Raw genomic sequence first — 14619 nt, forward strand, 5'->3', positions numbered from 1 at the left:
ATTAGAATAATTATTGTTATTTTATACCAGCAACAGTATTAGACTATGTTGATGAGGATAAACATAGTCTGATTTACGAAGAATATACTCTTACAACAACTAATTTCGATGATATAAAAGATATTTATATATCGGTTTATGAAAATTTATTAAATGTATATGAACTAGTAATAATGTTAAATAACATTATTGAAAGAGATAGTTATAATGAAATGCCAATTGATATAACTATCAATAATAAGACTATAAATTCAGTCGATGCATTTAAGAAACTAACGAATGGATTTAAGTTGAAGTTTGTTGAAAGGAAAAAATATTTTGATAATTTAATGCCAGATTTTGAAAGAAAGATTAGAAATGCTATTGGGCATGAAAATTGGGAATATGATCCATACGAACACATGGTTAAGTATGGAGAAGATGAAATATATCTCTTGGAATTTGTATATAAATGCTGGAAAATGTTCGAAAAAGTAATATCAATTTATAAAATTGTACAAGATGTTAAATTGCATAGAAAATTAGCAATAAAGGACAAAGGTGAAAAATGGAACAATAAGGAAGGGTGAAATATTATACAACTATTACAACTTCGTGAACCACAAATAGAAGATTGTTAAGTGAAGTATATGAGGGATAATAATTTGTTATTATTGTATTCAAAACCAGAGAACGATTATCCCGTTGCAATAACAGTTGGAGGTAATGTGATTGATGATAGATTGGATTTTAACCCCCAATATGTAATAATCAAGATGAATTTGTTGTAGCCTTAAAAAGTATCTTATCCTCTGATGAGGTAAATAAAAAAATAGAAATTCTATATTCAAAAGCAAGTTTTTAGAAGTAATAAAGATAGCCGAAATGGTTTTTCAAAACGAAAACCATTTCGGCTATTTTTCTGCGTATATACCTGCAATCCCCAGCCCCCTCACGACAACAAAAATATAAACCGATCATCCCGATACGTGGTACAATACAATTCTAATATACAATCATCAATTAAATGAATCGTTTTCCCTGTCAGCACCATTGCTTCCTGCTTGTTACGCATGTTAAGCAAGGTGCGTTTTTTATGCGAAATCGGTAAAATTGCCATCTGGCCTTCTGCGCCGTCCACCTCTGAAAAACCATTACTATGTAAGTACTCTCTGGAAGAGAGAATCGTCTGTGCGTCTTGTGAGAGATTCGGGAAAAACTTTTCTCTCATATACCTTGTATGAATAGCGACAGGCTCATCATATAGGAATCGAAGAAGCGTAATTTTCCATACAACTTCGTCCTCAGCTGCCTGTAATTCTTCATAGATATTGGAATTATAATGAATCACTCTGGCTTCCACATTTTCTGTACGATAAGGAATACCAAGTTCCTTCATCTTCTTGCTAAAACTTCCACCCTTTACCATAGATAAAGGAATCTTAATGCGTTTTCCACAAAAAAAGCTGCCACGACCTTGAACGGAATAGATGTAGCCAAGATCTTTGAGTTTTTTATAAACCAATCGAACTTCATTACGATTAACACCAAACTTAACAGCCGTTTCATTTTCGGTGGGCATTTTCTGGTCTTTTTGATATTTGTGTTTTTCAAAGTCTTTAATAAAAGAGTCTAAAATATATTCCCAAGTAACATTTTCCATAGTTCCTCTCATAATAAGGATACACCTCCTGATATGAATATTTGGGTGATTGTGAAACGCGTTTTGTTAGAACGATAATGCTAAGAAGCAATTAAATATAGTAAGAGTTTCAAACTTACACTTAAATAGTAGCAAGAAGAAAATGCGTAGTCAAGAACCCCACAAGCAAATTAACATCGATTTCACATAGAGTAAATGGCACCTTTACGCAAAAACGGTTATATAGGAGTGTAGCAAGTACGAAACTAATTTGGGTAATTGCGAAACTCAATTTATGTTGTGTAGGCTTCTTGATGAACGTACATTAACACAAAACACGCGACACATCTAAGTACTTCTAGGTGTATACAGATAAGATATCCAAAAGTTACGGAAACGCCTTCGATTCGGCATCCTGCCTCAGTTCAGGCTGGCTCGGCGTCCATGCCTCGCCTTCCTAGGTTGTGGAGTATACACCAAGAAGTACTAAAGATGTTTTGCTATCGTTTTTTAGTTGATGTACATTAATCAAGAAGCAGTCAAGTATATTGAGAGTTTCGCAATTATCTAACGAAACTGATTTCTAAAAAGGAGAAATGAAAAATGATTAAGAGATGTTTGAAGAAAATTGTTGCAGCAGCGGTTATGGTAAGTTTAGTTGTTTCGATGTCTGGATGTGGAGCGAAGAAATCTGGAGCAGAGAAGAAATGGGGAATTGATGAATTTAATTTCATTATGATTCCTGGTGAAGATACAGAGAAATCTGTACAGCTTCGAGACAATATGGCAAAAGATTTGAGTGAAGTAATCGGAATTCCAGTAAATGTATACCGTGCGACAGACTATAATGCAGCAGTGGAAGCACTAAGAACAGGGAATGCACAATTAGCACAATTAGGACCGTTCTCTTATATAACAGCGGTTGATCGTGCAGGAGCAGAAAGTGTATGCGTATTAGGAAAGAACGGAAATACAGGATATCAATCATATTTTATTACACAAGCAGATAGTGATATTAACTGTCTTGAAGATTTAGAAGGAAGAACATTTGCATTCGTTGATGCAGCATCAACATCAGGAAATGTAGTGCCATGTAATGAAATATTAACATTAATAGATAATAAACTAACATTTGATGAGCTTCATGTAGATGGAAAATTCTTTAAATCGGCTACGTATTCAGGTTCACATCCAAACTCAGTGGAAGCCGTTGTACAAGGAAATGTAGATGCGGCAGCAGTATCATCAGCAACATTAGAAAACTTGATAAAAGAAGGCATTGTAAATGAATCGGAATTCAAGATAATCTATGAATCACCAGTAATCCCAGGAAGTCCAGTTGCAATTAAGGGAGATATACCACAAGAATTAAAGGATTTAGTTATTGAATTCTTATTAAACTACGATGAAGAAGAATACTTTGGCGATCCAGATACAAGATATGTAGCAATTGAGGATAGTGAATATGCCTATATTCGTGAACTTCAAGAAAAATATGAATTAACAGATTAGTACGGGGGGAAGAATGAGCACGTTATTAGAAATCTCACATCTTAAAAAATACTATACGACAACAAAAGCAGTAGAAGATGTAAGTTTTTCTGTGAAGGAAGGGGAGCTGGTAGTTATTATCGGCCCTTCCGGAGCAGGAAAATCAACAGTACTGCGATGTATCAATCGAATGATAGATGCAACCGATGGAAGCATTCTGTTTGAAGGAAAAGAAATTACAACAATAAAAGAAGAAAAATCACTTAAATTATTACGACGACGAATTGGAATGATATTTCAGTCCTTTAACTTGGTATACCGATTATCTGTATTTCAGAATGTGTTACATGGAAGGCTTGGTTATATGTCAACCGTAGATTCTATGTTTGGCAGATACTCGGAAGAAGATAAGAAGAAGGCACTAGAGATACTAGATATGATTGGACTGAAAGAAAATATATATAAACGAGCAGGAGAATTATCTGGTGGGCAAAAGCAACGAGTAGGCATCGCAAGAGCATTGATGCAAGAACCAAGTTTATTGCTCTGTGATGAACCGATAGCGTCATTAGACCCAAGTTCATCAAAGATAATTATGGATCAAATTCATAAGATGTCAAAAGAGAGAAACATAGCATGTATTGTTAATCTGCATCAAGTAGATGTGGCAAAAACATATGCAGATCGAATTATAGGAATCCATAAAGGACGAGTTGTGTTTGATGATGTACCAGAGAAATTGACAGATGATATGATTGAGCGAATCTATGAAACACCAATTGCAGAATTAACAGTTGGGTTAGAGAAGGGGCAGGTGTCATAGATGGCGGATAGAAGGAATCGAATCGCTATAAAATCAAAAAAGGAATCAAGACAATTTTTAATTATTGTACTAGTTGTATTAGCGTTATTTGTTATATCTTCTGTTATGACAAAATATAAACCGTGGGAACTTCTTATGAATATGGATAACTTCTGGTTGTTTATACGAGATGATTTGATGCCACCAAAACTTGCAGAACCAAACATGATAGTAAAAGGAATCTTTCAAACCGTAAGTATGGCGATTGCAGCAACGTTGTTTGCAACGATAACATCAATGATATTGGCGTTCTTAGGAGCGAAAGCAACCTGTCCATGGAAACCCCTTAGAAAGATTGTTCGTTTGATAGCATCTGTTCAACGAAATATTCCGAATATGATATGGATATTCGTACTTATTATGGCGTTCGGAATAGGAAGTGTAGTAGGTATGCTGGCACTACTCATACAGAGTACCGGATTTCTGACTCGTGCATTTATTGAAACGATAGATGAAATCGGGGATGAGAGCTTGGAAGCAATGCAGTCAGTAGGTGCGAATCGTTTTACAACAACGACACAGGCGATTATACCAGAGTGCTTGGCTGGTGTTGTATCATGGATTCTTTATGCATTAGAGATTAATATTCGTTCTTCTACACTTGTAGGAGCTGTAGGCGGTGGCGGAATTGGATTGGTTATGATGGGATATATCAAATTATTCCGATATCATTCAGCCATGGCAACGATTTTATTAGTAGCCATGATTGTAATTGTAGTTGATTTACTGACAAATTTTCTTAGAAAGAAGGTGCTCGTGTAATGGATGCAACTTTGGTAAAGCAAGGATATATAAATTCGAAAGAGGATGAGAAGAAAGAAGTTGGCGTTCGGTATCAAAAGAACGGAAAAATTCAGACGGCAGATCCAACAAGAGAACGTGGCATCAAGATTTTTTTAGTATGTTTTATCGTAATCGGTGCTATTTCGGTATATACGATGAAGATGGACTGGGTTCAGCTCTTTCAAGGAATTTCTCAGATTCCAGATGCCCTTTCAAAACTAGTAAAGATTGATTTTAGTGCATTGGATATTACAATACATGCATTGTTTGAGTCGATAGCGGTAGCAATACTTGCAACGATCTATAGTCTTGTTGGAGGAATGTTCTTAGCAGTATTTATGGCAAGAAATATTACACCATTTCGGTTTCTATCGGTTTTACTATCAGCCATTTTTACATTCTTACGAGCGATTCCAAGTATTATCTGGGTGCTTCTTGTATTGGTGTGTGTAGGATTTGGTTCAACAGCAGGAGTTATCGGTATGTGTATCTCAAGTACCGCATTCTTTGCCAAATGTTTTGCTCAATGTTTTGAAGAAGTTTCCGAAGACACAATGGAAGCATTAAGAGCAATGGGAGCTGGAAAGATAAAGATATTCTTTCGTGCAGTATTACCATCAGCGTTTACTAGTTTATTAGCATGGACATCGATTAGTTTTGAGAATAACTTTGCAGCATCGGCAGTACTTGGTACGGTAGGAGCTGGCGGTATTGGATATGTCGTTGCGAATAGTATGACTCGTTATGCGTATGGGCAGGCAATTGTAGCAATTATTATTATATTACTATTTACATACTGTATGGAAATCGGATTTACCGCGTTAAAGGAAAGAAACAAATAATACCAATTATGAAGTGAGGAGCAATATAAGATGGATAAGAAAAGATTATCTAGGATTCTGGCAAAATGTGAGATGGAAGTGTTAAATGTTCTTGTTCAACCAGTCATGAAGAAATACACCATCAAAGTGCTACGTAACCCATCAAAAACAATGGTTTTGATTCGAATGAAAGAGACGGTTGCAAAAGCAGATTTCTATCTAGGTGAGATGCTAGCATGTGAGGCAATGGTTGAAGTAGAGGGTGTAAAAGGATTCGCAGTGATGGCAGGAGACAACCGAGAAAAAGTTTTTCATGCAGCAATCATTGACGCCGTATTAAAGGGTGAACTACCAGAGGCAGAAGAGATTGTAACGGTCTTAGAAAAAGAAGAGAAGAAGCAATACAAAAGAGAGCAGATGGAAATTCGAATGCATGAAGAAACAAAAGTAAAATTTGACACATTAGATGTTAATTATTAAGTAAGATTCAGGAGGAAAAAACGTGGTTTCTAATAACGAATTAGATATGGTTTTTGATTGTCAGATTGTATTTAAAGCATGTATGAATGCAATGGCAAGACCAGGGAAAATATTTTCGATACAAGAAGTAGTAGAAAAGATGGAATGTGACAATAAGGTACTTACTCTAGTTGGATTAACTGTACTTGATAATCGCTGTCAGTATTATGTGCATAACAATATGGACTTGATTGAAGAACTAAGAGAGCAAACAATGGCAGTTTTTTCTACGATTGAAGAAGCAGATTTTGTGTTAATACCAAAAGCGGAAATGTCACAAGAAGAAGTGGATGAACTGCTTAATAGTGGGAAAATTGGAACATTAGCCGAGCCACATAAGAGTGCGACGTATGTTATTGTAGTGGATAGCCTAACAGAGGGAGAGAATATTTTACTATCAGGTCCTGGCATAAAGGAAAAGATAGCTATTTCACTTCCAAGTGAAGCAGTTACATGGTTAGAGGCACGTAATGAGCAGGAATATGAATTTCCATGTGGAATTGATTTATTGTTTTGTACAGAAGCGGGAGATTTTATGGCAATTCCAAGAACAAGTAAAGTAGGAGGTAAGTAATATGGGATACGTGGCAGTAACAGGAGGAAGTGAAGCGATTGATGCTTCAATAGAGCTGCTAAAACAATACCGTTCTAATGGAGAACAGGCATTAGAGATAGAAGTAATTAAGAATAGAATGGCATTATTAATTGATCGTGTAATGTCGGAAGCAGGATTGTATGCACCAGATTATGCAGCATTAGCATTAAAACAATGTGAAGGAAGTCAAGAAGAGGCGGTATTTTTACTTAGAGCATATCGTTCCACATTACAGAGAAATTACACATCACGAACAATTTCGAGTGAAGAGATGCATATTAGAAGACGTATTAGTTCTGCCTTCAAGGATATTCCAGGTGGACAGCAATTAGGGCCAACATATGACTATGTACATAGATTATTAAACTTTGATTTATTGACAGAAAAAGAAGAAGAAGTACAACAATGGAAAGAATCCTTTGAAAGACAAGGGGATAATGATAGAGAAGAGGGAACAGCGGTAGAGTTATCGGATACAGCACCTCGTGTTTTAGATTTGCTAAGAGAAGAAGGGTTAATAGAACAAGTTGAGGAAGATGCATCAGAGCCTTGTGATATTACAATGGAAAAATTACCACTTCCAGCACCAAGAAGTGCAATCTTGCAGACACTAACAAGAGCGGATACAGGATATGTTTCAGGACTTGCATACAGTGATATCCGTGGATTTGGAGCATCACATCCGACAATTGGTGAACTTCGTTATGGGAAAATCGAAGTAGAGATTGATTATCCATTAGAAGATGGAGAAGAATGGTATGTTGGGGATATCTATGTAACAGAAGTAGAAGGACTGATGGGAGAAAAACCAGATAAAAAGGGAATCGGAGTAGGATATGGTTGTGTGATTGGACGTAATGATACGAAAGCAATCGCAATGGCAGTATTAGATAATGCCCTTAGACTTTCACTGGATAGTCCAACAAGTGATATGGAATTTGTATTATTACATGGAGATTGTTTAGAGATGAACGGTTTTATATCACATCTTAAATTGCCACATTATGTTACATTCCAATCAAAACTTGATTCTTTAAGAAGTCGAAAGAAGAAGGAGGAAAGCAACGTATGATGACCGGATTGGAAGTGAATGAAATGGAAGTAAGAAAAATAAATGAAAAAGAAATGCGGGACATGGATTATAATTTTGCATTCTTAGATGAGGGTTCAAAAAGAGAGATTCGCCGCAGTATATTAAAAGGAATAGCCATTCCGGGATATCAAGTTCCATTTGGTTCGAGAGAATTACCAATTGGACGTGGATGGGGAACAGGTGGAATTCAGCTTACCATGTCTTTAATCGGACCTAAGGATACATTAAAGGTAATTGATCAAGGAAATGACGATAGTGTGAATGCAGTAAGTATCAAAAAGTTGATTTGCGCTACGACAGGTGTAGAAATAACAACAGATACTGAGAAGGCTGACATTATTCAATCAAGACATAGAGTGCCAGAAGAAGCGTTAAGAGAGGATCAAGTTCTTGTATTGCAAGTGCCAAGCCCTGAACCATTACGTGGGGTATCTCCACACGAAGAAGTAACAAGAGAATTGCATGGAGATGGAGAATATACAGGGATTTGGGTGAATTTGTTTGAACAGCTATTGAAGAAAGGAACGCCATTTAGAGGAGCGGATCACCCAGTAACTGTGAATAACAGATATATTATGAGTCCAAGTCCAATACCAAGATATGATAATCCAAAACTAAGTGAATCTTCTTGCCTATATCTGTTTGGAGCAGGACGTGAAAAGAAGATCTATGCAGTACCACCTTATACAAAGGTAGAATCGTTAGCATTTGAGGACCATCCATTCCGAAAAGAAGATATGTCGGGACGCCGTTGTCACTTATGTGGAGCAGAGCATGTCTTTTTTGATGAGTTATTTGATTCGGAACATAATGTTCGATACTATCAATGTTCTGATACAGGGTATTGTAAAAAACGTCGAGAACAGATGGAGGACTAAAAGGATGAGCATGATTGAGAATAGAAGAAAACCAGTTTTGGAAGGGAAAAACATTAATGTGCGTTTCGGAGATGGTTGTGACTATTGCAAGGAGCATAAAGAGTTAGAGAAAGGACGTTGTCCAGTATGTAATACAATATGGGCAGTTCGTGATGTGAATTTTCAATTATATGAAGGAGAAATCCTTGGTATTGTTGGAGAATCAGGTTCAGGAAAAAGCACATTATTAAAATCATTATATTTTGATCAACCAGTTACAAGCGGAGAAGCGTATCTGACTTTGTACCAAGATGGAGAAGTAAATATCTATGATAGCAGTAGTCAAAATAAACGATATCTAAGAAATCATATGATGGGAATGGTGTATCAAAATCCAATGCTAGGGTTAAGAATGGGACTTTCTTCGGGGGCAAATGTTGCAGAGAAATTAATTGCAGCAGGGGAAAGAAATACAGGAAATATGATAGAGAGATGCGAAACACTTCTTCGTCATGTAGAAATCCCAGTGGAGCGTATGAAAGATGCACCAAAAGTATTCTCAGGTGGTATGCAACAGCGTGTACAGATATCAAAAGCATTGGCAAATAATCCTCCAATTCTATTCTTAGATGAGGTGACAACAGGATTAGATTTAAGCGTGCAGGCGAAGGTTCTTGATTTAATTCGAACAATCCAGCAAGAACTTGGAATCGCAATGATGATTGTAAGTCATGATTTGGCAGTTATTCGTATGATGGCAGATAGAACAATGGTAATGCTTGGCGGAAGAGTTGTAGAAGAAGGATTGACAGATCAGATACTAGAAGACCCATTACATGAATATACACAAACATTGGTAAGTTCACTACTATGATACAAGGGTAAAAAGGTCATGCGTAGCAATCCGTGTATCAACAAGATTAGCATAAGAAAGGGCAAGGTTATTAATATGTATAAAACAGTAATTTATAATGCAAAAGTAGTCCTAAAAGATAGAGTATTAGACAGTGCAGCCGTAGTAATTGAAGGAAATAAAATCAGTAAAATTGATGAGATGTATGTGAAAGAGAACTATTACGAAGTGGATGAAATGATAGATGCAAGAGGTAATTATGTAATGCCTGGATTTATCGACTTGCATTCGGATAATATTGAACGTGTAGCACAGCCAAGACCACAGAGTTTAATTGATTTTAATGTTGCAATCTGTGAACAGGAAAAACAATTAGTGTGTCAAGGTATTACGTCTATGTATCATTCGTTGACAATAATGGATGGAACAGTGGCAGCAGGAAAGTCAGAAAGTCCAAAGACTGCTCTTAGAACACCAGAGAATCACAAAAAATTAGTAGAAGTCATTAGAAAGCATAATGATGGAGATCATTTGATTCGTCATCGTTTTCATTGCCGATTTGATATAACGAATGTAGATGGCTATGATATGTTAGTTAAATTTATTGACAATAAAGAGATGCAATTGCTTTCGTTTGTTGACCATACACCGGGGCAAGGACAGTATAGAGATATCCAATTCTTCAAAGATCATGTTATTGGTAATTCAAAATCAGAAGAAGATAAGGATAAGTACTTAGAGGAGCGTATGAATACGGCAAAATTAACAGCAAATCAAATATGTACAGCAGCGAATATGGCGAAAGAAGCTGGTATTCCAATTGCTTCTCATGATGATGAAAGTATAGAGAAACTAGATTATGTAACAGAAAATCTTCATGTGAATATTTGTGAGTTTCCATTAGAGTTAGAGGTAGCGAAGGAAGCGCATGAGAGAGGTTTGAAGGTAGTTGTAGGTGCGAATAACATTTTGATGGGACGTTCTCATTCCAACAATCTATCAGCACTCGATGCAATAAAAGCAAATTGTGCAGATATCTTAGTATCCGATTATTTTCCAGCAGCACTTTTACATTCGATATTCAAGATTTATGACATGGGTATCACAACATTGCCAGATGCAGTGAATTTAGCTACCTATAATCCCGCATGTGCCGTACGGGTAGACGATATTCTTGGTTCGATTGAGGAAGGTAAATTAGCAGACTTACTTATTGTAAGTTATGAAGCAAAGAAACCAGTTATTCTAACAGCATTTGTAGATGGTGAGAAAGTTATGGACATTCACTATCGTAGCAAAATTGCGATATAGTTTAGGGGACAATTCTATGGAAAATGAATTGATTGCATTTGCAAGAGAATTAATTGCTGAATGTGGGAAAAAGCTTACATTAAAGCGTAAGAAAGAAATGTTAAAAGTTGAGGAAAAAGACGGTTGTAGTGACATCGTAACGAATCATGACCGTTGGGCACAAAAATATATTATAACACGCATAGTAAAACAATATCCAAAACATATCTTCTTAGGTGAGGAAGGGATAGAAAATTCGGTGAATGACTGCTCGTGGGTTAATAAGACAGGAATAGAAGAATCGCTATATCTTTATGCAGAGAAAAACGATGATACAACATCGGAAGATATCGCTTGGACATGGGTAATTGATCCGATTGATGGAACAAGCAACTATGCATGTCTTGGCAGAGATTATGCGATATCTGTTGCGTTATTTAAAAATGGATATCTATATTATGGCTGGGTATATGATGTGGAGGAAGACATCATGTATGAGGGTAAGAACCATTATGAAATAGCTACCGAAGATCATTATATGCCGCAAGAATGTCTGCTCTACATGGGGCATAAGACGATGAGAGACCTTGAATATATGGGAGTGAATCCATATCATCTTTGTCAAAACTTTCGAGGGGTTCGCTATGAAGGTTGCGCTTCCTTAGAGATATGTAAAATAATAAGTTGGAAAAATAGAGTGTATCTGAATTCGCATCTAAAGATATGGGATTTTGCGGCGGCAGTGGCGATTCTGTCAAGTCATGCTTGTAAAGTAAATGCGGTATTGACAGAGCAAGGAAAGTATATGGTATGTGCATATAGTTCAGAGCAAGTGTATAGCAAGTGTGAAGAGTATATAGCAGAAGGAATGAAGACAGTATTAGAAAACAGAGAAAGAAAGGTAGTGTAGAATGGTAAAGGTTGAAAATCTAAGTAAAGAATTTATCATGCATATTCGAAATGATGCACAAATAGATGGTTTTGACTCTATTAATCTTGAAATTGAAGCTGGGACATTAACAGCAATTACAGGTCCAAGTGGTTGTGGTAAATCTTCTTTATTAAAATGTATCTATAGAACGTATGCACCAACAGGAGGTCATGTTTGGTATACAAAAGAAAATGGGAGGAAGATTGATTTAGCTACAGCCCAACCTTGGGAGATTATTGAACTTCGAAGAAAAGAAATCGGTTATGTTTCTCAGTTCTTTAATGTGATTCCAAGAGTTTCTGCACTTGATATTTTAATTCAAACGCAAACAGCAAGAGGTGTAAGTGAATTGATTGCAAGAAAAAAAGCGCAGAGATACCTAGAATGTGTTGGAATAGCATCACAGTTATGGGATATGTATCCATCTACATTTAGTGGTGGAGAGAAGCAACGTCTTAATATTGCCAATGCATTGATTACAAGTCCTCGTTTTATCTTATTAGATGAGCCAACTGCTTCTCTTGATAAGGTGAGCAAGGAATGGGTAATGCAATTGATATTAGATTTAAAAGCAGAAGGAACAGCAATGCTTGGTGTTTTCCATGATGATATTGCGATTCAAACATTAGCAGATCGTAGATTTGAGATGAGAGAGAAAAAGATTGTTTCTCTTGATTATCGTATGGAGTATGCAAACGAAGTACTAGCGGAGGCAAGTTGTTAAGATGATTGATATGCATGTGCATTCTTACTGGTCTGATGGAGAATATTCACCATACAGATTGGTTCAGGAGGCAAAAGAGCGAAATCTTGAGGCGATTGTGCTTGCAGACCATGATACATTTGCAGGGAAAGAGGAAATGTTAGAGGCGGGAAAAGAACTTGATTTTCCTGTCTCTATGGGCATTGAGATTTCTTGCATGGAAAGTGAGAGTAAGAAGCAGATTCATATATTAGGGTATGGATTAGATGAATATGGAATGTCGCAGATAGAAGAGTATTGTTTGCCTGTTCGAAATTCTTTGAAATGGGAGATGGATAAAGTTATCTATGCGTTAGAAAAAGCGGGATATCCACTAGATTGGAAACGTCTTTATCAAAAAGTAGGGCCTAGCTTGTGTATCTACAAGCAAATGATTATGGAGGAATTCATCGAAAATGGGCTTTGTACATCATTATATGGTGGATTGTACAAAGAGCTATTTAAAACAGGAAAAGATGGATTGCCGCCAATTGCAAAACTAGAGTTTGAATATAATAATCCAATCGAGGCAGTTGGCTATATTCATGAACTTGGTGGAGTAGCCGTGTTAGCGCATCCGGGACAATATGATAGTTATGCGATAATTCCTGAATTAGTAGAGGTGGGACTTGCAGGAATTGAAGTGTATCATCCGAAGAATAAAGAGCAAGATATCGAAAGGTGTTTAGAGATAGCAAAGAGATATAACTTGCATATTACAGGCGGCTCGGATTTTCATGGTAGGTATGGAGAAGGGGAGCGGATTGGTGCGTTCGGGGTTTTGGAAAATTCGTTCTCGCAGAATAGTAACTTGAAGGATAGAGTAGTAAATAGCGATAGTTAGATAATAAGGGAAATCTTTGAATGAAATCAGAGATTGTCCTTTCTGAGTTTATAAAAACTTAATAAAAATAGTTTTTTTATAAATTTTATTTTTTTACTTGTTAGGGAGAACTATTTATAGTAATCTAATATAGTGATGTTTGTAATGCTCTATATGGAGATATATAAACGACAAATAAAAAGTAAGGGAGAGATTGAATTGCAAGTATACTTATTAGTTGCCGCTATTATTATATTCGCCTGTGTAGTCCTTAACAAGATAACAAGTCGACTAGGTATACCGACATTATTAGCATTTATATTGTTAGGAATGTCTATGGGGTCAGATGGGATTTTTAAAATACCGTTCGATAATTTCTATGTGGCAGAAAGAATTTGTTCGGTAGCATTGATTTTTATTATGTTTTATGGTGGATTTGGTACAAAGTGGAGTGAAGCAAAGCCAATTGCAGTAAAAGCAATATTACTATCCTCGGTTGGAGTTATCTTAACTGCGTTATTCACTGGATTATTCTGTTATTCTGTCTTACATTTTGCTTTCTGGGAAAGCATGTTGATAGGTTCTGTTATTAGTTCTACAGATGCAGCATCTGTATTCTCAATTTTACGTTCCAAACGATTGAATTTAAAAGACAATTCGGCATCATTACTCGAAGTGGAAAGTGGTAGTAATGACCCTTGCTCGTATATGTTAACTGCGATTGTGCTTGCAGTTATGAAGGGAGAAGCTAATGGTAGCGAGATCCTTTTAATGATTATTGCACAGATTGTATTTGGTATTTTATTCGGAGTCGTAATTGCATTTTTAGCGTATGAATTTTTGAAGCATTTTCATTTTGCAACGGAGGGGTTTGATCTTATCTTTGTTGTGGCAGTTGCTATATTAGCATATGCCTTACCATCTATGGTTGGGGGAAATGGTTATTTAAGCGCGTATTTAGTAGGTGTGATATTAGGAAATAAACCGATAGCAAACAAGAAAGCTCTTGTTAATTTCTTTGATGGAACAACGGGATTAATGCAGATTCTTGTATTCTTTTTATTGGGTCTGCTTGCGTTTCCTTCGCAGTTGCCAAAAGTATTTTTACCATCTATGTTAATTGCGCTATTCTTGACATTTATAGCAAGACCGTTATCTGTGTTTGCCTTAATGTCACCTTTTAAGTGTAAGTTGAATCAGCAGATATTAGTCTCTTGGGCTGGACTGCGTGGTGCGGCATCCATTGTATTCGCAGTTATGGCGACAATTGATCCAGCTAATACAAGTAATGACATATTCCACATCGTCTTTTGTATTGTGTTATTCTCTATATTAATA

16 protein-coding genes are annotated in these 14619 nt (G+C 36.3%); 15 read left to right on the plus strand and 1 reads right to left on the minus strand.

Going from position 1 to position 14619, the window contains the following annotated elements; all coding sequences use genetic code 11:
• Positions 1-173 precede the first annotated feature (173 nt).
• On the plus strand, positions 174-569 hold the full coding sequence (locus tag RMR19_RS18720) for a hypothetical protein (RefSeq protein ID WP_310605023.1): 396 nt from the start codon (positions 174-176) through the stop codon (positions 567-569).
• A gap of 362 nt (positions 570-931) precedes the next feature.
• Here RMR19_RS18720 and RMR19_RS18725 read toward each other — a convergent pair whose 3' ends face one another.
• Positions 932-1654, minus strand: coding sequence for a GntR family transcriptional regulator (locus RMR19_RS18725; protein ID WP_310605024.1), 723 nt, complete (start codon positions 1652-1654; stop codon positions 932-934).
• Positions 1655-2224: 570 nt separating this feature from the next.
• Here RMR19_RS18725 and RMR19_RS18730 point away from each other — a divergent pair.
• The 14 genes from RMR19_RS18730 to RMR19_RS18795 all read left to right on the plus strand — a co-directional run.
• On the plus strand, positions 2225-3133 hold the full coding sequence (locus tag RMR19_RS18730; protein ID WP_310605025.1) for a phosphate/phosphite/phosphonate ABC transporter substrate-binding protein: 909 nt from the start codon (positions 2225-2227) through the stop codon (positions 3131-3133).
• 13 nt (positions 3134-3146) lie between these two features.
• Positions 3147-3935, plus strand: a complete 789-nt coding sequence (phnC, locus tag RMR19_RS18735; RefSeq protein WP_310605026.1) for a phosphonate ABC transporter ATP-binding protein — start codon at positions 3147-3149, stop codon at positions 3933-3935.
• Positions 3936-4736, plus strand: a complete 801-nt coding sequence (gene phnE, locus RMR19_RS18740) for a phosphonate ABC transporter, permease protein PhnE (protein ID WP_310605027.1) — start codon at positions 3936-3938, stop codon at positions 4734-4736.
• Positions 4736-5599: a PhnE/PtxC family ABC transporter permease gene (locus tag RMR19_RS18745; protein WP_310605028.1), complete on the plus strand. Its 864-nt coding sequence runs from the start codon at positions 4736-4738 to the stop codon at positions 5597-5599. Before phnE ends, RMR19_RS18745 begins: the two co-directional genes overlap by 1 nt.
• Before the next feature lie 30 nt (positions 5600-5629).
• Positions 5630-6058: a phosphonate C-P lyase system protein PhnG gene (gene phnG / locus RMR19_RS18750; protein WP_310605029.1), complete on the plus strand. Its 429-nt coding sequence runs from the start codon at positions 5630-5632 to the stop codon at positions 6056-6058.
• 22 nt (positions 6059-6080) lie between these two features.
• Positions 6081-6671 (plus strand): phosphonate C-P lyase system protein PhnH, encoded by a 591-nt coding sequence (gene phnH, locus RMR19_RS18755; protein ID WP_310605030.1) that lies wholly within the window; start codon positions 6081-6083, stop codon positions 6669-6671.
• A gap of 1 nt (position 6672) precedes the next feature.
• The gene (locus tag RMR19_RS18760; RefSeq protein WP_310605031.1) at positions 6673-7764 is read left to right on the plus strand and encodes a carbon-phosphorus lyase complex subunit PhnI; all 1092 of its coding nucleotides are present in this window, start codon (positions 6673-6675) and stop codon (positions 7762-7764) included.
• Complete coding sequence (locus tag RMR19_RS18765) at positions 7761-8663, plus strand: alpha-D-ribose 1-methylphosphonate 5-phosphate C-P-lyase PhnJ (RefSeq protein ID WP_331654793.1); 903 nt, start codon at positions 7761-7763, stop codon at positions 8661-8663. The genes RMR19_RS18760 and RMR19_RS18765 overlap by 4 nt, the downstream gene beginning before the upstream one ends.
• Before the next feature lie 4 nt (positions 8664-8667).
• Positions 8668-9516, plus strand: a complete 849-nt coding sequence (locus RMR19_RS18770; protein ID WP_310605032.1) for an ATP-binding cassette domain-containing protein — start codon at positions 8668-8670, stop codon at positions 9514-9516.
• A gap of 75 nt (positions 9517-9591) precedes the next feature.
• A complete protein-coding gene (locus RMR19_RS18775) occupies positions 9592-10806 on the plus strand; it encodes an alpha-D-ribose 1-methylphosphonate 5-triphosphate diphosphatase (RefSeq protein WP_310605033.1) in 1215 nt (404 codons plus the stop codon).
• 16 nt (positions 10807-10822) lie between these two features.
• A complete protein-coding gene (locus RMR19_RS18780) occupies positions 10823-11695 on the plus strand; it encodes an inositol monophosphatase family protein (protein WP_310605034.1) in 873 nt (290 codons plus the stop codon).
• A gap of 1 nt (position 11696) precedes the next feature.
• Entirely contained in the window at positions 11697-12440 is a 744-nt protein-coding gene (gene phnL / locus RMR19_RS18785) for a phosphonate C-P lyase system protein PhnL (protein WP_310605035.1), read from the plus strand.
• Between the two features lies 1 nt (position 12441).
• Entirely contained in the window at positions 12442-13302 is an 861-nt protein-coding gene (locus RMR19_RS18790; RefSeq protein ID WP_310605036.1) for a PHP domain-containing protein, read from the plus strand.
• 153 nt (positions 13303-13455) lie between these two features.
• A partial coding sequence (locus RMR19_RS18795; protein WP_310605037.1) for a potassium/proton antiporter occupies positions 13456-14619 on the plus strand: 1164 nt, incomplete at its 3' end.

The organism is Anaerosporobacter sp., from assembly GCF_031551385.1.
Classification (GTDB): Bacteria; Bacillota; Clostridia; order Lachnospirales; family Lachnospiraceae; genus Anaerosporobacter.

Bases quoted from the DNA above. Each gene is read 5' to 3' on its own strand.
- RMR19_RS18720 (WP_310605023.1), top strand. From the start codon at position 174: ATGTTAAATAACATTATTGAAAGAGATAGTTATAATGAAATGCCAATT.
- RMR19_RS18725 (WP_310605024.1), bottom strand. From the start codon at position 1,654: ATGAGAGGAACTATGGAAAATGTTACTTGGGAATATATTTTAGACTCT.
- RMR19_RS18730 (WP_310605025.1), top strand. From the start codon at position 2,225: ATGATTAAGAGATGTTTGAAGAAAATTGTTGCAGCAGCGGTTATGGTA.
- phnC (WP_310605026.1), top strand. From the start codon at position 3,147: ATGAGCACGTTATTAGAAATCTCACATCTTAAAAAATACTATACGACA.
- phnE (WP_310605027.1), top strand. From the start codon at position 3,936: ATGGCGGATAGAAGGAATCGAATCGCTATAAAATCAAAAAAGGAATCA.
- RMR19_RS18745 (WP_310605028.1), top strand. From the start codon at position 4,736: ATGGATGCAACTTTGGTAAAGCAAGGATATATAAATTCGAAAGAGGAT.
- phnG (WP_310605029.1), top strand. From the start codon at position 5,630: ATGGATAAGAAAAGATTATCTAGGATTCTGGCAAAATGTGAGATGGAA.
- RMR19_RS18760 (WP_310605031.1), top strand. From the start codon at position 6,673: ATGGGATACGTGGCAGTAACAGGAGGAAGTGAAGCGATTGATGCTTCA.
- RMR19_RS18765 (WP_331654793.1), top strand. From the start codon at position 7,761: ATGATGACCGGATTGGAAGTGAATGAAATGGAAGTAAGAAAAATAAAT.
- RMR19_RS18770 (WP_310605032.1), top strand. From the start codon at position 8,668: ATGAGCATGATTGAGAATAGAAGAAAACCAGTTTTGGAAGGGAAAAAC.
- RMR19_RS18775 (WP_310605033.1), top strand. From the start codon at position 9,592: ATGTATAAAACAGTAATTTATAATGCAAAAGTAGTCCTAAAAGATAGA.
- RMR19_RS18780 (WP_310605034.1), top strand. From the start codon at position 10,823: ATGGAAAATGAATTGATTGCATTTGCAAGAGAATTAATTGCTGAATGT.
- phnL (WP_310605035.1), top strand. From the start codon at position 11,697: ATGGTAAAGGTTGAAAATCTAAGTAAAGAATTTATCATGCATATTCGA.
- RMR19_RS18790 (WP_310605036.1), top strand. From the start codon at position 12,442: ATGATTGATATGCATGTGCATTCTTACTGGTCTGATGGAGAATATTCA.